12 protein-coding genes are annotated in these 17,374 nt (G+C 64.0%); 8 read left to right on the forward strand and 4 right to left on the reverse strand.

Translation table 11 applies throughout. The features are described from left to right. The 8 genes from F4Y38_01290 (at position 1) to waaF (ending at position 12,158) form a co-directional block, all read left to right on the forward strand. Positions 1–1,452, forward strand: coding sequence for a DUF4340 domain-containing protein (locus tag F4Y38_01290; protein MXY47911.1), 1,452 nt, complete (start codon positions 1–3; stop codon positions 1,450–1,452). Further along, positions 1,453–3,075, forward strand: coding sequence for a thiamine pyrophosphate-binding protein (locus F4Y38_01295; GenBank protein ID MXY47912.1), 1,623 nt, complete (start codon positions 1,453–1,455; stop codon positions 3,073–3,075). A gap of 190 nt (positions 3,076–3,265) precedes the next feature. Next, positions 3,266–4,528 (forward strand): inorganic phosphate transporter, encoded by a 1,263-nt coding sequence (locus F4Y38_01300; GenBank protein MXY47913.1) that lies wholly within the window; start codon positions 3,266–3,268, stop codon positions 4,526–4,528. A 20-nt stretch (positions 4,529–4,548) separates the two neighbouring features. Further along, a complete protein-coding gene (locus F4Y38_01305; protein MXY47914.1) occupies positions 4,549–5,310 on the forward strand; it encodes a CPBP family intramembrane metalloprotease in 762 nt (253 codons plus the stop codon). Positions 5,311–5,930: 620 nt separating this feature from the next. Further along, complete coding sequence (locus tag F4Y38_01310; protein MXY47915.1) at positions 5,931–8,579, forward strand: TonB-dependent receptor; 2,649 nt, start codon at positions 5,931–5,933, stop codon at positions 8,577–8,579. A 238-nt stretch (positions 8,580–8,817) separates the two neighbouring features. Then, positions 8,818–9,948 (forward strand): 23S rRNA (adenine(2503)-C(2))-methyltransferase RlmN, encoded by a 1,131-nt coding sequence (gene rlmN / locus F4Y38_01315; protein ID MXY47916.1) that lies wholly within the window; start codon positions 8,818–8,820, stop codon positions 9,946–9,948. A gap of 114 nt (positions 9,949–10,062) precedes the next feature. Then, the gene (locus tag F4Y38_01320) at positions 10,063–11,100 is read left to right on the forward strand and encodes a glycosyltransferase family 9 protein (GenBank protein ID MXY47917.1); all 1,038 of its coding nucleotides are present in this window, start codon (positions 10,063–10,065) and stop codon (positions 11,098–11,100) included. Beyond that, positions 10,995–12,158, forward strand: coding sequence for a lipopolysaccharide heptosyltransferase II (waaF, locus tag F4Y38_01325; protein MXY47918.1), 1,164 nt, complete (start codon positions 10,995–10,997; stop codon positions 12,156–12,158). The genes F4Y38_01320 and waaF overlap by 106 nt, the downstream gene beginning before the upstream one ends. 39 nt (positions 12,159–12,197) lie before the next feature. Here the strand turns inward: waaF and F4Y38_01330 are convergent, their stop codons facing one another. The 4 genes from F4Y38_01330 to F4Y38_01345 all read right to left on the reverse strand — a co-directional run bounded on the left by F4Y38_01330 (position 12,198) and on the right by F4Y38_01345 (position 17,318). After that, positions 12,198–12,725, reverse strand: coding sequence for an adenine phosphoribosyltransferase (locus tag F4Y38_01330; GenBank protein ID MXY47919.1), 528 nt, complete (start codon positions 12,723–12,725; stop codon positions 12,198–12,200). A 72-nt stretch (positions 12,726–12,797) separates the two neighbouring features. After that, positions 12,798–15,614 (reverse strand): protein kinase, encoded by a 2,817-nt coding sequence (locus F4Y38_01335; protein ID MXY47920.1) that lies wholly within the window; start codon positions 15,612–15,614, stop codon positions 12,798–12,800. A 40-nt stretch (positions 15,615–15,654) separates the two neighbouring features. Further along, positions 15,655–16,695 (reverse strand): Gfo/Idh/MocA family oxidoreductase, encoded by a 1,041-nt coding sequence (locus F4Y38_01340; protein MXY47921.1) that lies wholly within the window; start codon positions 16,693–16,695, stop codon positions 15,655–15,657. Positions 16,696–16,712: 17 nt separating this feature from the next. After that, entirely contained in the window at positions 16,713–17,318 is a 606-nt protein-coding gene (locus tag F4Y38_01345; protein MXY47922.1) for a cysteine hydrolase, read from the reverse strand. Positions 17,319–17,374 lie beyond the last annotated feature (56 nt).

Below are 17,374 nucleotides of genomic sequence, written 5' to 3' on the forward strand. Positions count from 1 at the left end.
ATGGACGAAACACGCAAGACCCTGGCCTTCGTCGCCGCGGCGGCCGTGGTAACCGCCGCCGCTTTCCTCGCGGCTCCGGCCGACCCGACGCCGGAAGCGTTCTCTGACCGCGGCGAGGCTTTCTTTCCTGACTTCGTCGATCCGAACGACGCGGTCTCCCTCGAAGTCATCGACTTCGACGAAGCGACCGGAGGCATCGACGCCTTCAGCGTGGTGTTCAAAGGCACGCGCTGGCGCATTCCCTCCCATCACAACTACCCCGCCGACGACAAGGACCGCCTGGCCCGCACGGCCGCCGGGCTCATCGAGGTCCGCAAGGACGACGTGGTCGCCGAGATCGCCGCGGACCACGAAGCCCTGGGGGTGGTGGACCCGCTGGACGAGTCGATCGCCTCCCTGTCCGGACGCGGCAAGCGGGTTACGATCAAGGATGGAAACGACAACCTGCTCGCCGACCTCATCGTCGGCAGGAACGTCCCGGGCCGGGAAGGCCAGTACCGGTACCTCCGGGTGCCCGGCCAGAAGCGGACCTACGCGGCGCGGTTCGACGTGGACGTATCCTCCCGATTCGGCGACTGGATCGAAAAAGACCTGCTGGAAGTGGACCAGGCACGGATCGAACAGGTGATTCTTAAAGACTACTCCATAGACGAAGGAACCCGCATGCTGGACCAGCGCGACACGATCGTGCTTTCGAAAGGGGACCCCGACTGGACGGTCAACCGCATGCGGACCGGGCAGAAGGTCGACGCGGTGAAGATGGAAGACCTGCTCAAGGCACTGGACGAGTTGACCATCGTGGGCGTCCGGCCCAAGCCCGCCGGTCTATCCCGGAGCCTGGACGACAACGACGAAGGCATCAGCATCACCCGCAGCGATCTGGCCTCGCTGCAGCAGAAGGGCTACTACTTCACGGGGGACGGCCAGCTGGTCTCCAACGAAGGCGAGACCCAGGTCCGCACGGAGGACGGCGTCCTCTACACACTGCGGTTCGGGGAGATCGTATACGGCGCCGGAGATGAGGTCACGGCCGGCCTGGGCGGCGCGGGTGGGTCCGGCGGCTCGGGCAGCCCCGACGACCTGGGCGGCACGGGCGCCGGAAGCCTGGGCGGTTCGGTCGGTCCTGGCGGCTTTGGAGCCGGAACCCCCGCGGGACCGGGCGAGAACCGGTACCTGTTCATCACGACCGGATTCGACGCCGGCCGCTTCCCGGAACCCCCCAGGCCCGCCGACCTGGGTTTCCAGGCCCGGGCGGATTCCCTCTGGACCGATGCCGACCGGACCAATGCCGATCTCCACGAAAGACACGAGACCTGGCGGCAGCGCGTCGATACGGGACGCCGGACTTCCGCGGAACTGAACACCCGTTTCGCCCAGTGGTACTACGTCATATCCGCGGAGAGCTTCGACCGGATCCGCCTGAGGCGCACCGATCTGGTAACCTTCGAGTAGATGGTGACCGGTTCAACCCGAACACACACCTGCGCGGAAGTCATCGCGCGGACCCTTCACGAAACCGGCGTCCGATTCGCTTTCGGGCATCCCGGTGGTGAAGTGCTTGAACTGATCGACGCACTGGAACGAACGGGAATCCGGTTCGTCCTGACCGGACACGAGTCCACGGCGGCCTTCATGGCGGCGGCCACGGGACGCCTGACCGGTACCCCGGGGGTCTGCGTGGCGACTCTGGGACCCGGTGCGTGCAACCTGGTGCTCGGCGTGGGGACCGCCTACCTGGACCGCGACTCCGTCCTGGCCATTTCGGCGCGGACGTCGACGGAAAGGCACCACCGGAGCAACAAGCAGAACCTGCCGCTGATCGACCTCTTCACCCCTATCACCCGGTGGTCCGTCGACCTCGAAGGCGCGGACGTCGAGGACACCGTGAAAACCGCCCTCTCCGTCGCGGCGGGGCCGCCACGAGGCCCGGTATACCTCTCGCTACCGTCGGACGTGGCGGGAAAACCGGCCATCGGCCACGGGACGTTGCATTCACCGCTCCCTCCCCCCGCGGACGAATCGGATCTACCCCGCATCCTGTCCGCATTGAACGCCGCCGAAAGACCCGTCGCCGTAGTCGGCATCGCCATGGACGCGGCCAGGGACGCGCCGGCCGTCCGGCGTTTCCTGCGCGATACCGGCCTGCCCTATGCGACGACCGTGCAGGCGAAGGGGACCGCCGATGAACTCGGAGACGGATTCCTGGGCGCGATCGCGCCGGCCGCCGGTGAAGACCGGATCATCGAATGGCTGCAGCGAAGCGACTGCGTGCTGGGAATCGGCTTCGATCCGGTGGAGGTCTCCCGGCTCTGGCATTTCGACGCGCCGCTGCAGATCGTCGCCAACGCCCCCGTGGGATTCGGCACCTATACGCCGCCGGCGGCCTGTGTGGGCGACGTGTCCGCCCTCCTTGGCCGCATCGCGGAAGGATACCGCGGGCGATGCCTCTGGACGGCCGACGATATACGATATCTTAGGGTCCGGGTCGACGCGGTCTATCATCCGTCGTCAGAGGGGGGACCGGACGGCATGTCGCCCTACCACCTGGTAAGCGCCCTGCGGGACGCGCTCCCGGAAGACGCCGTCGTCTCCTCGGACGTGGGTGCGCACAAAAATGTAATGGGACAGCGCTGGCGGACGCCGGAACCGGGCGTTTTCCTCATGTCCAACGGCCTTTCTTCCATGGGTTACGGGGTAGGCGCGGCCATGGGAGCGGCCATGGCCGCGCCCGACCGACCGGTGGCGGCGATTACGGGAGACGGCGCCTTCGCCATGATGGTCCAGGAACTCGAGACGATCAGGAGAACCGGTATCGCGCCGTTGATCGTCGTCCTGTACGACGCGTCGCTGGCGGTCATCAAGATCGCCCAGCAGGCCAGGAAACTCCCCGTGTCCGGGGTCGACTTCGCACCAGTGGACTGGGTGAAGGTCGCCGAAGGTTTCGGAATCGCCGCGGAGGCCGTAGATACCCCGGACGAAGCCCGCGACGCCGTTGCGCGGTGGGTGCGTCGTCGGGATGCGCGGGTCCTGGTCGCCCGGGTGGACGAGCGGCTCTACACCGGGTTGAAGTACTGATTTTACCGGTACTCGGGAGGATCCGTATTTCCGATGCCGCGGTACGGAAGATCATCCGTGGCGCAGCGAAAAAAAACGTGGCGCTGAAGCGCCCTGTCGGTATATTGAACCCGCCTGTACGGACCCGGTCCACCACCGGTCCGGACCGCCATCCCACCACGCAACGGACACCGGGAGAGAAACTGCATCTATGGGGGGCGACCTTACCCTGTATCTGGCCGTAGCGCTCGGGCTGTACATGGCCTTCTCCATCGGCGCGAACGACGTGGCCAACGCCATGGGAACCTCGGTGGGTTCCAAGGCGCTCACGATCAAGCAGGCCATCCTGATTGCCGGTGTGCTCGAATTCCTCGGGGCCTTCCTGGTGGGAGGCCAGGTCACCAAAACCGTTCGGGGAGGCATACTGGACCCCCAGATTTCGGCGGCCGCGCCGGAGCTCATCGTGTACGGCATGCTCGCGGCGCTCATGGCCGCGGGTACGTGGCTCGTAGTCGCATCCAGGCTGGGATGGCCGGTGTCGACCACCCATTCGATCGTGGGCGCCATCGCGGGCTTCGGCATCGTCGCCTTCGGTTTCAACGTCGTACAGTGGGAACAACTGACCCAGATCGTCGCATCCTGGGTCGTCTCGCCGCTGCTGTGCGGCGTCCTGGCCTACCTGATCTTCAGCGCGATCAAATGGACGATCCTCCGCCATCCGGATCCGGTGCGGCGGACTCGGAAATGGGCGCCGCTCTATATCTTCAGCGTCGTCATCGTCATCTCGCTCGTCACCCTGTTCAAGGGACTGCAGAACATCGACCTGGATCTCACGCTCGCCGAGTCACTCCTCTGGTCCGGCATTTTGGGAATCTTCGCGGTGATCGCCGGCCACTTCCTGCTCGGGATGATCGGTAACCGGTCGAGCACCGAAACCGTGGACGCGTCGTCCGGCAGTGGCCAGATGGCCGTGGTCGAGAAGATGTTCGGCGTGCTCCAGATCATGAGCGCTTGCGCCGTGGCCTTCGCCCACGGGTCCAACGACGTGGCGAACGCCATCGGACCGCTGGCGGCCGTGGTGAACATCAGCCAGTCCGGCGTGGTCAACCCCGAGTCGCCGGTGCCCAGCTGGCTCCTCCTTGTCGGCGGTATCGGTATCGTCATCGGCCTGGCGACCATGGGCTACCGCGTCATGGCGACCATCGGTACCAAGATCACGGAACTGACGCCCACCCGGGGATACTCGGCCGAATTCGCCGCGGCCATCACCATCGTCCTGGCCAGCCGCCTCGGACTGCCCATCTCGACGACCCAGACTCTGGTCGGCGGGGTCATGGGCGTGGGACTCGCACAGGGCGTCAAGGCCCTGGACCTGAGTATCCTGGGCCGGATCGCGGCGTCCTGGATCATCACCGTTCCCGTCGGTGCCCTGCTGGCGATCGTCTTCTTCTACGTTTTCCGGGCCATACTTTAAACCTGCGCCGGAATCCCCGCATGAAAGAACCCCCTCTGGACGCCGTCGGGCCTGAGGAGATCCATCCGCCGCCTCGACTCGGATTCACCCTCCTTTCCACCGCGCTGGTACTGGGCGCCTACCTGGTATTGCAGGTCGCCGTGACGTTCGTCCTGATAGCCGGGCTGGAACTGGATCCAACGGAACGCATGGGCGACTTGATCGCCCTGGGCGTAATCCTCTCCGCCATACCCTGTACGTTCTTCCTGATGCTCATCCTGGACCGCGGCGGCCGCGCGCGGGGCATGGACCCACGAACCTGGCTGGCACTCCGGCCGGTCCGGGGCACGACCATGCTCGGTTGGGTGGTATTCGCCTTCGTGCTGCTTCAGCTTGCCGACCTGGTCACCGTGGAACTCGGACGGTCGCCGGTACCGCCGGTCATGGAGACGATCATCGAGACGACCCGGTACACGGCGCTGCTCTGGTTCGCGCTCGTGATCGCCGCGCCGGTCTTCGAAGAGGTGCTGTTCAGGGGGTTCCTTTACGAGGGGCTTCGGCGGACGAAGATAGGCGCCGGGGGAACGATCGTCGTCACCACGCTGCTCTGGACGCTGCTGCACGTCGCCCAGTACGACCATTACTTCCTGACGCTGATCGCCCTGATCGGCATCCTGCTCGGCATCGCTCGCGAGCGTACCGGTTCGCTGTACGTCCCCCTCGCCATCCACGGGGTGAACAATCTGCTCAGCACACTGCAGATGACGGCAGAACGGGACACGCTCGTCAATGCGTTGTTTTAAAGATGATACGCTACGTGCGGTGGAGGTGGGGATTCCGCGGTGTACGGACCAGGTTCAGACTCAGACGCCGAGGGCTTTCTTGTTCTCGGGGGTCAGCCTGGTCAGCGTGCGTTTGAACTTGTAGTGGCCCTCTTCGGACTTGACGGGTTTGACCAGCAGTACGGTCTGGACTTCGTCTTCCTGGTTCTTATCGCTTCCCTTGGCCATCTTGGCCGCAAAGCTTCTGTCCTTAGCCATTTCCGTTTCCTCCCAAACCAGGCATTTCAGCCTTTTCGCCGCGGTTACTCTGATTACTGTTCGACATCCTGCAATGTCCAATCTAACGACTCTGTCCTGCAAAAGCAACTTGAACCGGTCCATCCCTTCCCGGTGCCGGTGGCGGTGGCGGTGCCGGTGGCGGTGCGTTACGGTGCCGGTGCGTTTAAACATATAATTCTCATAGAATACTCACAGAAAAATCATGCATTTTGATAATCAAATAGTTATATTTTTTAATCAGACCTGCCGATCTTGCCCCTACATCGATGTCCGTATCCGTCCTTCGCCGGTTAAAGTGCACGCATGCCTATAGCAGAACAGACATCCTTGCACCCGGCAACCTCAACAAAGGGAGAATGTAGATGCAATGTATAACCAGTAACAAACCAGCGACGCACGTCCTGCGCTCCGTCGCGGTGTTTTGTTTCATGGTGACATTTCTCGTGTTCACCGCGCAGCGGACCCTGGCGCAGGAGGCCTCCGAAGAGACGGCACCCGGTGAAGAACAGTCCACTTCGACCGAGCAGCAATTACCCGAATTGCCCATCGTGCTGGAAGAGGAACTGGAAAGCATGACGGTGGTCGGAGCGCGGACACAGCCCCGGACCATCACCGAGTCCACCGTACCCATCGACGTGATTCAAGTCGAGGAATTCATCCAGCAGGGCGGTTCGGACCTGGCCGACCTGATGCGGAACGTCGTTCCCTCCTACAACGTCAATACCCAGCCGATCAGCGACGCGGGCACGATCGTCCGGCCCGCCAATCTGCGCAGCCTGGCGCCCGACCAGGTGCTGGTCCTCGTCAACGGCAAGCGTCGGCACCGCGGCGCCGTGATCAACTGGTATGCGAACGCCGTGGCCGAAGGCGCGCAGGGCCCCGACCTGGCCGCGATTCCATCCATTGCGCTCGAAAGGGTGGAAGTCCTGCGGGACGGCGCTTCGGCACAGTACGGTTCCGATGCCATCGCGGGGGTGCTGAACTTCCAGCTCAAGGACAACTACGACGGATTCAACCTGGAGACCAAGGTCGGCAGCTTCCAGGACGGTTCCGGCAGGTTTCTCGGCGACGGGGAGCTTTTCCTGATCGCGGGTAATGTAGGCGTGGGCCACGAAGATGCGTGGCTCAGCCTCAGCGCGGAATACGGCAACTCCAGCGAATCGGTCCGTTCGGTGCAGACGGCTTCCGGCCGGGCCCTGATCGCGGCCGGCAATCTCGAAATCGCCAATCCCGAGACCTTCTGGGGCCAGCCCTTTGTACGGGACGACCTGAAGATCTTCGCGAACTTCGGCGCGGCGATAGGGGATGACCTCGAGTTCTTCGGCCACGCCAACTACGCCAGCAAGGAAGTCGACGGCGGGTTTTACTTCCGCAATCCGCACACCCGCGGCGGCGTGTACCAGGGCCCCGTGGTGACCATCGACGGCGTGGACCGGGCTACGCTGCTGGTCGGCGACCTGGACGGCGTGGGCCAGGGCAGTGAATGCGCGCCGGTGCCCATCATCAACGACCGGCCGGACCAGGAAGCCTGGCTGCGCGTTCGCGACGATCCCAACTGCTTCTCGTTCCTGAAGATGTTTCCCGGAGGATTCACCCCCCGGTTCGGCGCTTTCGCGTCGGACGAGTCCGTGGTGCTGGGCATCAGGGGACGGGCAGCGACCTTGCTGCGCTGGGAACTGAGCGCGGCGTACGGACGGAACGAGGCCGACTACTTCATTTACAATACGGTCAACGCCTCCATGGGTCCCGACACCCCGACCTACTTCGATCCGGGCTCCTATGTCCAGTCCGAAGTCAACCTGAACTTCGACATGACCTACCCGGTCGGCAACAACCTGGTCCTGGCCGCCGGCCTCGAAAGACGGACCGAGACCTTCGGGCTCGTGGAAGGCCAGATCGAGTCCTACCTGATCGGCCAGCCCCTCGCCAGCCAGGGATTCACGCCGGCTACCAATGGTTTCGCGGGATTCAGCAAGGTCGCCGCGGGTGAATGGGACCGTTCCAACAACGCGATCTACCTGGAAGGCGGACTCACGCCCACGGACCGGTGGCTGCTCGACCTGGCCGTGCGTGCCGAGGATTTCGAAGATTTCGGTACGACCACCAACTACAAGGTGGCCACGAACTTCAGCCTTACCGAAGAAGTGAAACTGCGCGGCAGCGCCAGCACGGGTTTCAGGGCGCCGACGCCCGGCCAGCAGAACGCCTTCAACATCACGACGGAGTTCGACCTGGAACTGAACGACCTGGTGAACAACGGTACGGTGCCTTCCAACAGCCGCGCGGCCGAGTTGAAGGGCGGCAAACCGCTCGACGCGGAGAAATCCGTGAATATCTCCGCGGGCCTCGTCTTCGATCTGGGCACCGTGAGCGCCACCATCGATTATTTCGATATCCGGGTGCGCGACCGGCTGACGGTCTCACAGAATTTCGAGCTCACTGACGAGGAGAGAGCCCAGTTGATCGCCGAAGGCATCACCAGCGCGGCGGGATTGCAGGGGTTTCAGTTCTTCACCAATGATTTCGACTCCGCCAACCGGGGCATCGATGTCGTGGTTTCGGCGCCGGTGGGGACGGGTACGATGAGCCTGGCCTACAACTACACAAGTTCCGAAGTCACCGATCACAATCCGGAAATCCTGGATGCCACGCAGATCAAGGCGCTGGAGGAGGGACTCCCAAGGCAGCGCGGCAATCTGACGCTGACCCAGTCCCTGGCCGATAACTGGAACGCCCTGGGTCGGGCCAGCTACTACGGTACCTGGTACGATTTCCGCGATGGCGAGACCTATGACGGCAGGATCCTGGTGGATCTGGAGAGCACCGTACGCTTCAACGACGATCGGTCCAGGATTACTGTTGGCGCGCAGAACATCCTGAACACCTATCCGGACGAGAATCCGCATGCCGCCGGAGGCCCCTCGGGAGGACCCGGCAACAAGTACAGCCAGTACAGTCCGTTTGGGTTCAGCGGCGCATTCTGGTACGTCAAGTATGGCTTCTCGCTCTAGGTACGGCTTCTCGCCCTGATCACCACGGGTCGGCTGCAGGATCGTACCATCGCCTTTGGCGCAGCAGCTTTCCGCAACTGACATCAACGCCTTTAACTACGCCCCGGGATCGGCAGGTTCCGGGGCGTTTCTTTTTTCCAGGCGGTCCGGGACGACTATTCAATAGACAATGGGGGCCTCCCGCCGTATCTTGGTCCGGTTCACAGGGGCTAACCGGAGTGGCTGCATGACTGCGCAAATGACACGGGGAAAAGTCAAAAACCAGGCCAATCGGAAGACGGAAGGCGGGAAGACCGGAGTCGGGAAGCCCGAAGGCAGGAAACCCGAACTGAGAGGCCTTACCCTGCCCGAGATCTCCCGGATCGTCGCCGAGATGAACGAACCGGCGTACCGGGCGGGGCAAATCGCCTCGTGGGTGTACAAGAAGGCCGCGGGTTCCTTCGAAGAGATGACCAACCTGTCCAAGTCGTTGCGGACCGAACTGGCCGACCGTGCGTGCCTGAACCCCATGACCCCCATCCGGAGGTCGAAGTCCCGTCACGGACCGACCACGAAATACCTGTTCGAACTCCAGGACGGCCAGAAGGTGGAAACGGTGCTGATCGGCGGGTCGCGGCGCAATACGCTCTGCATCTCCACGCAGGTGGGATGCGCCATCGGCTGCCGGTTCTGCGCGAGTGGGCTCGAGGGTCTCGTGCGAAACATGACGTCGGCCGAAATCGTCGACCAGGTCGTGCAGGTAAAGAAGCAGGTCATGCTGGCCGGCGATGCCCGTCCCATCAACAACATCGTCGTCATGGGCATGGGGGAACCGCTGGCGAATTACCGACCGGTGCTCAGGGCCGTACGAATCATCAACGCCGACTGGGGGCTTGGTATCGGCGCCCGCAAAATCACACTGTCCACAAGCGGACTGGTACCGAAGATCTACCAACTGGCCGAAGAGAAGATCCAGTTCGAGCTGTCCGTTTCACTCCATGCCGCCGACGACCGGACGCGGACCTCGATCGTCCCGATCAACCGGCGTTATCCGCTCAAGCAGCTCATGAGGGCCTGCCGCCATTACACCGGGACCACCGACCGCATCATTACCTACGAATACGTCCTGCTCAAGGGCGTAAACGACCGGTTCCAGGACGCGGAGAACCTCGTAAAGCTGTTGAAAAAGGACAAGTGCAAGCTTAACCTCATTCCCTATAACCCGGTACAGGGCCTGCCCTACGAGACGCCCGACGAACACCGGCGTACGGCCTTCGCGAATGCGTTGCGGGCGGGTGGACTGCAGTTGACCATTCGCCGGGAGCGCGGACGGGACATCGACGCGGCCTGTGGACAACTGCGCCTCGCCGAATCCCGCAGATCCGGTTGACCGTTGCCTGGTGCGGGCAAGCGGCCGGGCGGGCGACGCAATGCGGAATTCCGTCGCGGGCAGGCGGCCGGGCGGACCAGGCGGCCGGGCGGACCAGGCGGCCGGAGAAACACCATGGATCATGCATCGTCACCCCGGATCCTCGTGGTGCGGCCCGACCGGATCGGAGACGTGGTGCTCTCCCTGCCGGTGCTGGACGCCCTTCGGCATCGCTGGCCAAAGGCCTACCTGGCCATGCTGGCGCGTCCCTACACCCGCGACGTACTCGAGCGAAATCCCTGCCTGGACGCCATATTCGAAGACGACCCGGAGTCTTTTCACCGTGGTCCGTGGGGTTTCATCGGGCAGGTGCGGCGACTGCGCGCCCAGGCTTTCGACACCGCCCTGGTACTCATGCCGACCATGCGTCATGTGTGGATGATATACCTGGCGGGCATCCCCCGGCGCATCAGCGTGGGGCGGAAGGTCTACCACACGCTCACCCGCACACGGTCCCTCAGCCGCCACCGCTATATCCCGCTCCGCCACGAATCGGATTTCTGCCTGGACCTGGCCCGGATCATCGATGCCCGGGAACCCGGGAACCGGCCGCTGATCGAACTGAAGGAGGAGGAGCGTCGGAGGGCCCGTGCGGTCCTGGCCCGGACGCAGGGACAGCCGGTCATCGGCATCCATCCCGGCAACGGGCGCAACGCGCCGAACTGGACGGTCGAACGTTACGCGCGGCTTGCGAGGACCCTGCAGGATCGCCATGGCGCGAAGATCGTCGTGACCGGGAGCGCGGAGGAGGGGCATCTCGCCGAAGCGATCGTGTCCCCCCTGGAAGGACCGGCTCTTTCGCTGGCAGGGCGGCTTACACTGGGCGAGTTGATCGCGGTGATCGGCGAACTGGACCTCCTGGTGAGCAGCAGCACGGGGCCCATGCATCTGGCCGGAGCGCTGGGCGTTCCAACGGTGTCCGCCTTCTGTCCCCTGCCCGCCAGGTCGCCCGAACGGTGGCGTCCCCTGGGCGGCCTGGACCGCAACCTCCTGCCGCCTGAAGGACAATGCCCGACCTGCGACCGCGGACCCTTCTGCGACCTGTCCGGCATCACCGTGGACATGGTAGGGAAGGCGGTCGGGGAGCAACTGGCCCAATGTGCGAAACAATGACCGTATCCGAAACGCCATCCCGCATCCTCGTCATCCGGTTCAGCTCGATGGGCGATATCGTGCTAACGTCGCCGGTCACCCGTGAGTTGGGCCGACTCTTTCCTGATGCTGAGACCGACTTCCTTGCGCGTGCAGAATACGTGTCACTGGCCCGCGCGCTCCCGGGGGTCGTCGCCGTGCAGCGCTTCGATCCAGGCACCGGTCTCCTGAGCCTCGTCACCCGCCTGCGCGAAAGACGCTACGACCTGGCGTTGGACCTCCATGGGAACCTGCGAAGCAGGCTCGTCGCCATGGCGGGCATCGCTGGACGGGTGCTTCGGTACGACAAACGCCGGTTCGTCCGGATGGCGATCGTCAGAAGGCGAAGACGGTCCAGGCCCGTCCCCCATACCATCGACCGGTATCTGGAAGTGCTCGACCGGCTCGACGCGGCCGCCGCGCCTGGCCTGGAAGGCGCACATGACGCGGCGGAGATGAGGCTGCCGCAACTGAAAGTCGATGGTGCCGCGGCGACCATGGTGGAGGAACGGCTGGCCGGTGCCGGCATCGGGCCGGATGTCCGGTTACTCGGCGTAGCGCCGGGCGCCTCCCATGGTCCTAAGCGCTGGCCGCCGGGGCGGTTCGCCCGGGTTGCGGACCACATGGCGAAATCCCGGGACATGAAGGTACTGCTGCTGGGTAGCGAGGCGGACCGGCCGGTCACCGGCGAGGTGGCCCGTGCCATGGAGCGTCCCGCCGTAGACTGGACCGGGACGACCGATCTCGCGATGCTGCCCGCGGCCGTGCGGCGGTGCGCACTCCTGGTCAGCAACGATTCCGGCCCCATGCACGTGGCCACGGCCGTGGGCACACCCGTGATCGGCGTATTCGGCGCCACCCATCCCCGACTGGGGTTCGCGCCGGTTGGACCGGCGGACACCGCCGTAACGCTCGACCTGCCGTGCAGCCCCTGCAGCCTGCACGGGAACCGGGCCTGCCGGTTCCGCACCCATGCGTGCATGGAGGAACTCGATCCCGGGCGCGTTATTGCCGAGGCGGAGCGCCGGGTACCGGTTTAGCGGAATGAACGCGGGTTGACCGGCGGCTGCGGTGCGGATTTACTCGTCGGCGCCGTATTCGAGGAGCGAGAAGACGGGACGCTTACCCAGCTTTTTCCGTCCGTCCAGGAAGGATAGTTCGATCAGAAACCCTACGCCGGCCACGACCCCGCCCGCTTCTTCGACGAGTTGACACGCTGCCGTCGCGGTCCCCCCCGTGGCCAGCAGGTCATCCACGATGAGTACGCGGTCTCCGGGTCTCACGGCATCCAGGTGCATCTCCAGCGCGTCCGTGCCGTACTCCAGATCGAATTCGATCCGCCGCGTCTCCGCCGGGAGCTTGCCGGGCTTGCGCAAGGGAACGATGCCCTTTCCCATGTGGTAGGCGAGCACCGGCGCCAGGATGAACCCCCGGGCCTCGATACCGGCCACGAGATCGATGGAACGCTCTGCGTATTCATCGACGAAACGATCCACGGCCTTGCGAAAGGCGGCGGGATCCTTGAAGAGCGTGGTCACGTCCTTGAAGTTAATGCCGGGAATGGGAAAGTCCGGCACGTTGCGGATCTTCTGTTTCAGAACGTCCAATTCACACCTCGATTCTGATACCACAGGCAGCGATCCGTTCCGGCAGTACCTGTCAGCCGGTGTCGTTCTGGGCTACTGGCCGAATTCTCCCGGCCAGTTCTCTATAATGGTCAACACAGGCCGTTCTTCTTCCGCGTTGGTCGGCAGGATGAACTTCTGCCCATCCCCGGTCACGTCAAAACCGGAAAAACGCAGGTAGTCGGCACCGCCCTGGATACCATCGAAGAGGACCCGCGGCGGTCCGAACCGGAAACCCTGACCCTCCAGGAGGGGAACGGACATCATCCGATTGTCTTCCACGTAGAACAGTTCATCCCCGGAGGGATTCCAGCGGGGCGTCCAGCCTTCGTTTACGGACACTCGCCAGCGGCCCGACCCCGTGGGAAATCGGGTTACATAAACCTCCGGAGAACCGTCCAGGCTCGATACGTAGGCCAGGTATCGACCGTCCGGTGACAGCGCGCCCTGAAACACCCGCCGCTGGTTCTCAACGAGCACTACCGGCTCCGCATCACCTTCCGTGGATATATACTGTATGCTTTGCCGTTTGAAAAAGACCAGTTTGCTTCCGTCACCCGACATGATAGGTTCCCAGCCGGTAAGCGAATCGGTGGAGAACGGCGTCATCTCTTCCATGGCATCAAGATCCATGCGCATGAGCAGGCCATCGCGCCTGAAACGCCCCGTATTCGGGGAGTGAGAAACCGCGAAAAGGATGGATTCGCCATCGGGCGTAAAGGTCGGTTTACTGAAGTCCCAATCGTCAAAGGTCAGCTGGCTCCCGGCACCTGTTTCCAGGTCATAGGACCAAAGCCCCTGGAGGTTTCCTTCCCTGGTGTCCACGATGATCCGCGTCCCGTCGGGAGACAGCACCGGATCTCCGATCCATTCCCGGGGATTGCCGATGACCCGTTCGATCAGCCCGCTGCGGTTCACCACGGCAAGCCGCTGCATGGGGCGGAACGCGGTACGGTACACCAAGGTGCCATCGGTCGAGAGACTGACGGTGTGGACGTTCCGAACCACGGGAAACGCATCGCCCGTCAGTTCCCCGAGCCGGGGTGAAAAAGGCGCGGCCCAGAGATCTCCTTCGGCACGGGCGGTTTCCCGGTAGTAGATCAAATAGCCGGACGCGTATCCCGCCACGGTAAGGAATTCACCTTCCAGGGGCACCGCGTGGCGTTCTTTTCCTGGCGATTCAACAACAATGCGGGACTTTGTGATTCGAGCCACCGAGATCGCCCGGCTGAGGTCCGCGTTTCCCCGGTACTTTTCGCTCAGTTCGGCGATTTCATCCGGATCATCCGAGGATTGAACCACCGAAAAGAGGCGGAGGTTGTGCTCAGACAGACTCAAGGGAGTGACCAGGCCTCTTTCGGACTTCGTTTCGTCCGGTTGCGCCAGCAGCGCCGGGGCCCCGCCGTGTTCGGATACGGTATACAGCCCGCCCCCGGTCCTCAGACCGGTTGTGCTGAAGAGTATCTGTCCGTCTGAGCCCCAGGACACGCCGGCGAATCCCTGGTCCGGCACGTCACACAGCTGGACCTGCCCCCCGCCGTCCGCCCCGACCTTCCAGATCGTACCGCCGGCCATGTAACCGATGTAACGGCTGTCGGGAGACCAGAATACCCCGTCCACGTCTTCCGTACCCGCAATCTCTCTACCCTCGACCTGGTCCAGGGGCCGCACCCACAGCCGGCTGTCCCGGGTAAAGGCTAGCATCGTCCCGTCCGGCGAGATGGCCGCGTTGTCCCGGCCCAGGTTGTCCAGACCCATCTGGAACTTGCGTACAGGCGCGGCGGGTTCTACGCCAAGCGTACCCATCAGCGCCGCGACGATCAACGCCCCGGCGACCAGGCAGGCGGCGCAGGCGCCGAGCACGACCGGACTCCGCAGGAGGGTGACGGCCGACCCCGGCCGCGATACGTCGCCGGCCGTACCGGCCGCCGGCCCCGCCTCGTGTTCGTTCCGGCTGTCGGACAGGTCATGGCCCACGTCGAGAACGGACTGGTAGCGGGACCTGGGTTCCTTGCCCATGCAGCGCCGGACAACCCGGTTCAGCAGGGGAGGCACTTTATTGTTCGCCGCGCTCACCGGTTCCGGGTCATCCTTCAGGGTACTGCTGATGACGGACACGTAGTTGTCGCCCGTGAAGGGCCGGACGCCCGTCAGCGTTTCGTACATCATGACGCCCAGGCTGAAAATATCGCTCCGGTGATCGCCGTGGTTGCCGGTCGCCTGTTCGGGCGACATGTACGCCGGCGTGCCCAGTACCGTGCCGGCCTGGGTCAGACTCATCGTGGGCCCGGCGCCATCGGTTTCGCCGGAAGGCCCGGAGACGACCCGGGCCAGGCCGAAGTCCAGGACCTTGGGGACGCCGTCGTCGGAAATCATGACGTTCGCAGGCTTCAGGTCCCGGTGCACGACGCCCCGCTGGTGGGCGTGGTCCAGGGCCTCCACGATGGGCATGAACCAGTCGTAGAAGGATGCCAGTGGGAGGGGCGTACCGGACAGGCGCTCGTGGAGCGGCCGTCCGGATACGTATTCCATGGTGATGAAGTACACGGTGTCGGAACCGCCGCCGTCGGGTTCGACACCATCCGGACCGCCCAGGCCGCCCGGTCCGCCCGGTCCGCCCAGTCCGCCCGTCCGCGCTTCCTCGATGGCGTACACCTGGGCGATATTCGGGTGGTTCAGCTTGGCGGCCGCCTCCGCCTCGATCCGGAAACGCTGGAGCAGCGCGGGGTCGCGGGCCAGATCCTCCGGCAGCACCTTCAGGGCAACCCGCCGCTTCAGACGGGTATCCTCGGCCAGGTAGACCTCACCCATGCCTCCTCGTCCGAGCGTGCGTTCAATGCGGTAATGGAGGACGGCGTCGCCCTGCTGCATGCGCTTACTCCATGGCGAAAGATAGTCCAGCTGTCGATGGCTAGTCCAGCTCGTCCAGGCGCACGGGCCGGCCCTCCGCCGCGGACCGGTCGGCCGCGAACACGACGCGGTGGGACTCGTAGGCGGCGGCCATGTCGGTGAGGGGCATGGGGCCGCCGCTTCGGATGCTGTCCGCGAAGGCCTGGAACTGGGGCTCGTAGGGATGATCCTGGACATCGCCCGAATCGATCAGCGAGGTCTCGAGGGTGCTCCACCGGCTCCGATCCATCCCCCGGATCTTCTCGGAGTAGAACCGGTTGTCCAGCAGGCTGCCCTCGCTGCCCACCAGGTGCACGTGGAAATAGTAGGGTTGCAGGCAGTCGATGCAGGAAGTCACCTTGCCGATCCGGCTTCCACCCTCGAACCTCAGGATGGAGACACTGGTCGTGTCGTACTCGTAGGGCGCGAAGTGGGCGCTCGAAGACTTCGTGTTGTAGCTGGTGACTTCTTCCACACTGCCGTCCATGAAGAACAGCAGCGCGTCCAGGGCGTGGCAGCCGGCCGTCAGCAGGCTGGTCCCGCCCATGGCCTTCTTCACGTTCCAGTCGTACTGCCCGTACCACGGTCCGATGCCGTGATAGTAGTCGACTTCGGCGTAGTGCAGGTCGCCGAGAAGCCCCTGGTCGATGACGGACCGGATCAGGGTGAAATGGGCGCTGTAGCGGCATTCGAAGCAGACGCAGACCGACACGCCGGCCCGGTCCACGGCGGACTGGATGCGCGCCGCGTCCCCGGGCGTAAGGGCAATGGGCTTCTCGATGATGAGATGCTTGCCGGCTTCCGCGGCGGCCACGGCCTGGTCGGCGTGAAAAGGATGGGGCGTGCAGATGTCGACCACGTGGATGTCCGGGTCGGAGAGCAGGTCGTCGTACTCGACACAGGACTTCAGCGGCGTGCCGAACTGATCCGAAAGGGCCGCGTCGTCATGGGTCCTGCGGGAGCAGACGGCGCTGACGTCCGCACCGTTCACGGCCTTGAACGCGTCGATATGCGCCCCGGCCACCCAGCCGAGGCCGACGATGCCTACGTTCAGTTGATTCACGGTCAGTTGGTCCACGGTCAGCCTCCGGAGCTTTGCAGGTCGTCCAGCACGGCCATCCACCGGCCGTGGTCGGTTTCCAGCGTGTCGAGGGAGGTCCGCTCAAAGACGAAGGGATAGCCGGTGATCGCCGCCGCGTGTTTGAACGGATCGTCGGCGCAGCAGTCCTCGACGACTGCGGCAAGGAACCCGTGCTGCACGGCGGAAGCCGCGGTCAACAGCACGCAGACGGAAGTTTCCAGTCCCGCAACCAGTATAAAGGATTTGCGCGCGTGATGTAAATGGGTTAATAGGTCCGGCTGCTGGAAGGCATCGAAGGTCTGCTTGCGCAGGACCGTTTCTCCGGTCCGTTCGGCGGCGCAAGGCAACACGCCGGCGCCGGACGTTCCCCGGACACAGGGCGTCTCACCCTTTACGCGGTAAGGCGCCATCCAGTCCGTTCCGTCCGGTTCGAACTCCGCCCGCACATGAACGATGTCGAGACCCGACGATCGGCTGCATTCCAGCAGTCTTTCGACGTTCGACGGAAAATCCGGAAAAGCCTTCGCGGTTGCCGCAGGCCAGAAATCCCACTGGACATCGATGAGCAACAGCACAAACCGGCGCCAGTCCGTCTGGTCAGCCATGGACCTGCTTTCGACTGAAGGTGATTCGTCCAAAGGCGAAACAATGTCGTTCCACT

Source organism: Gemmatimonadota bacterium (genome assembly GCA_009838645.1).
Lineage (GTDB): Bacteria > JAAXHH01 > JAAXHH01 > JAAXHH01 > JAAXHH01 > JAAXHH01.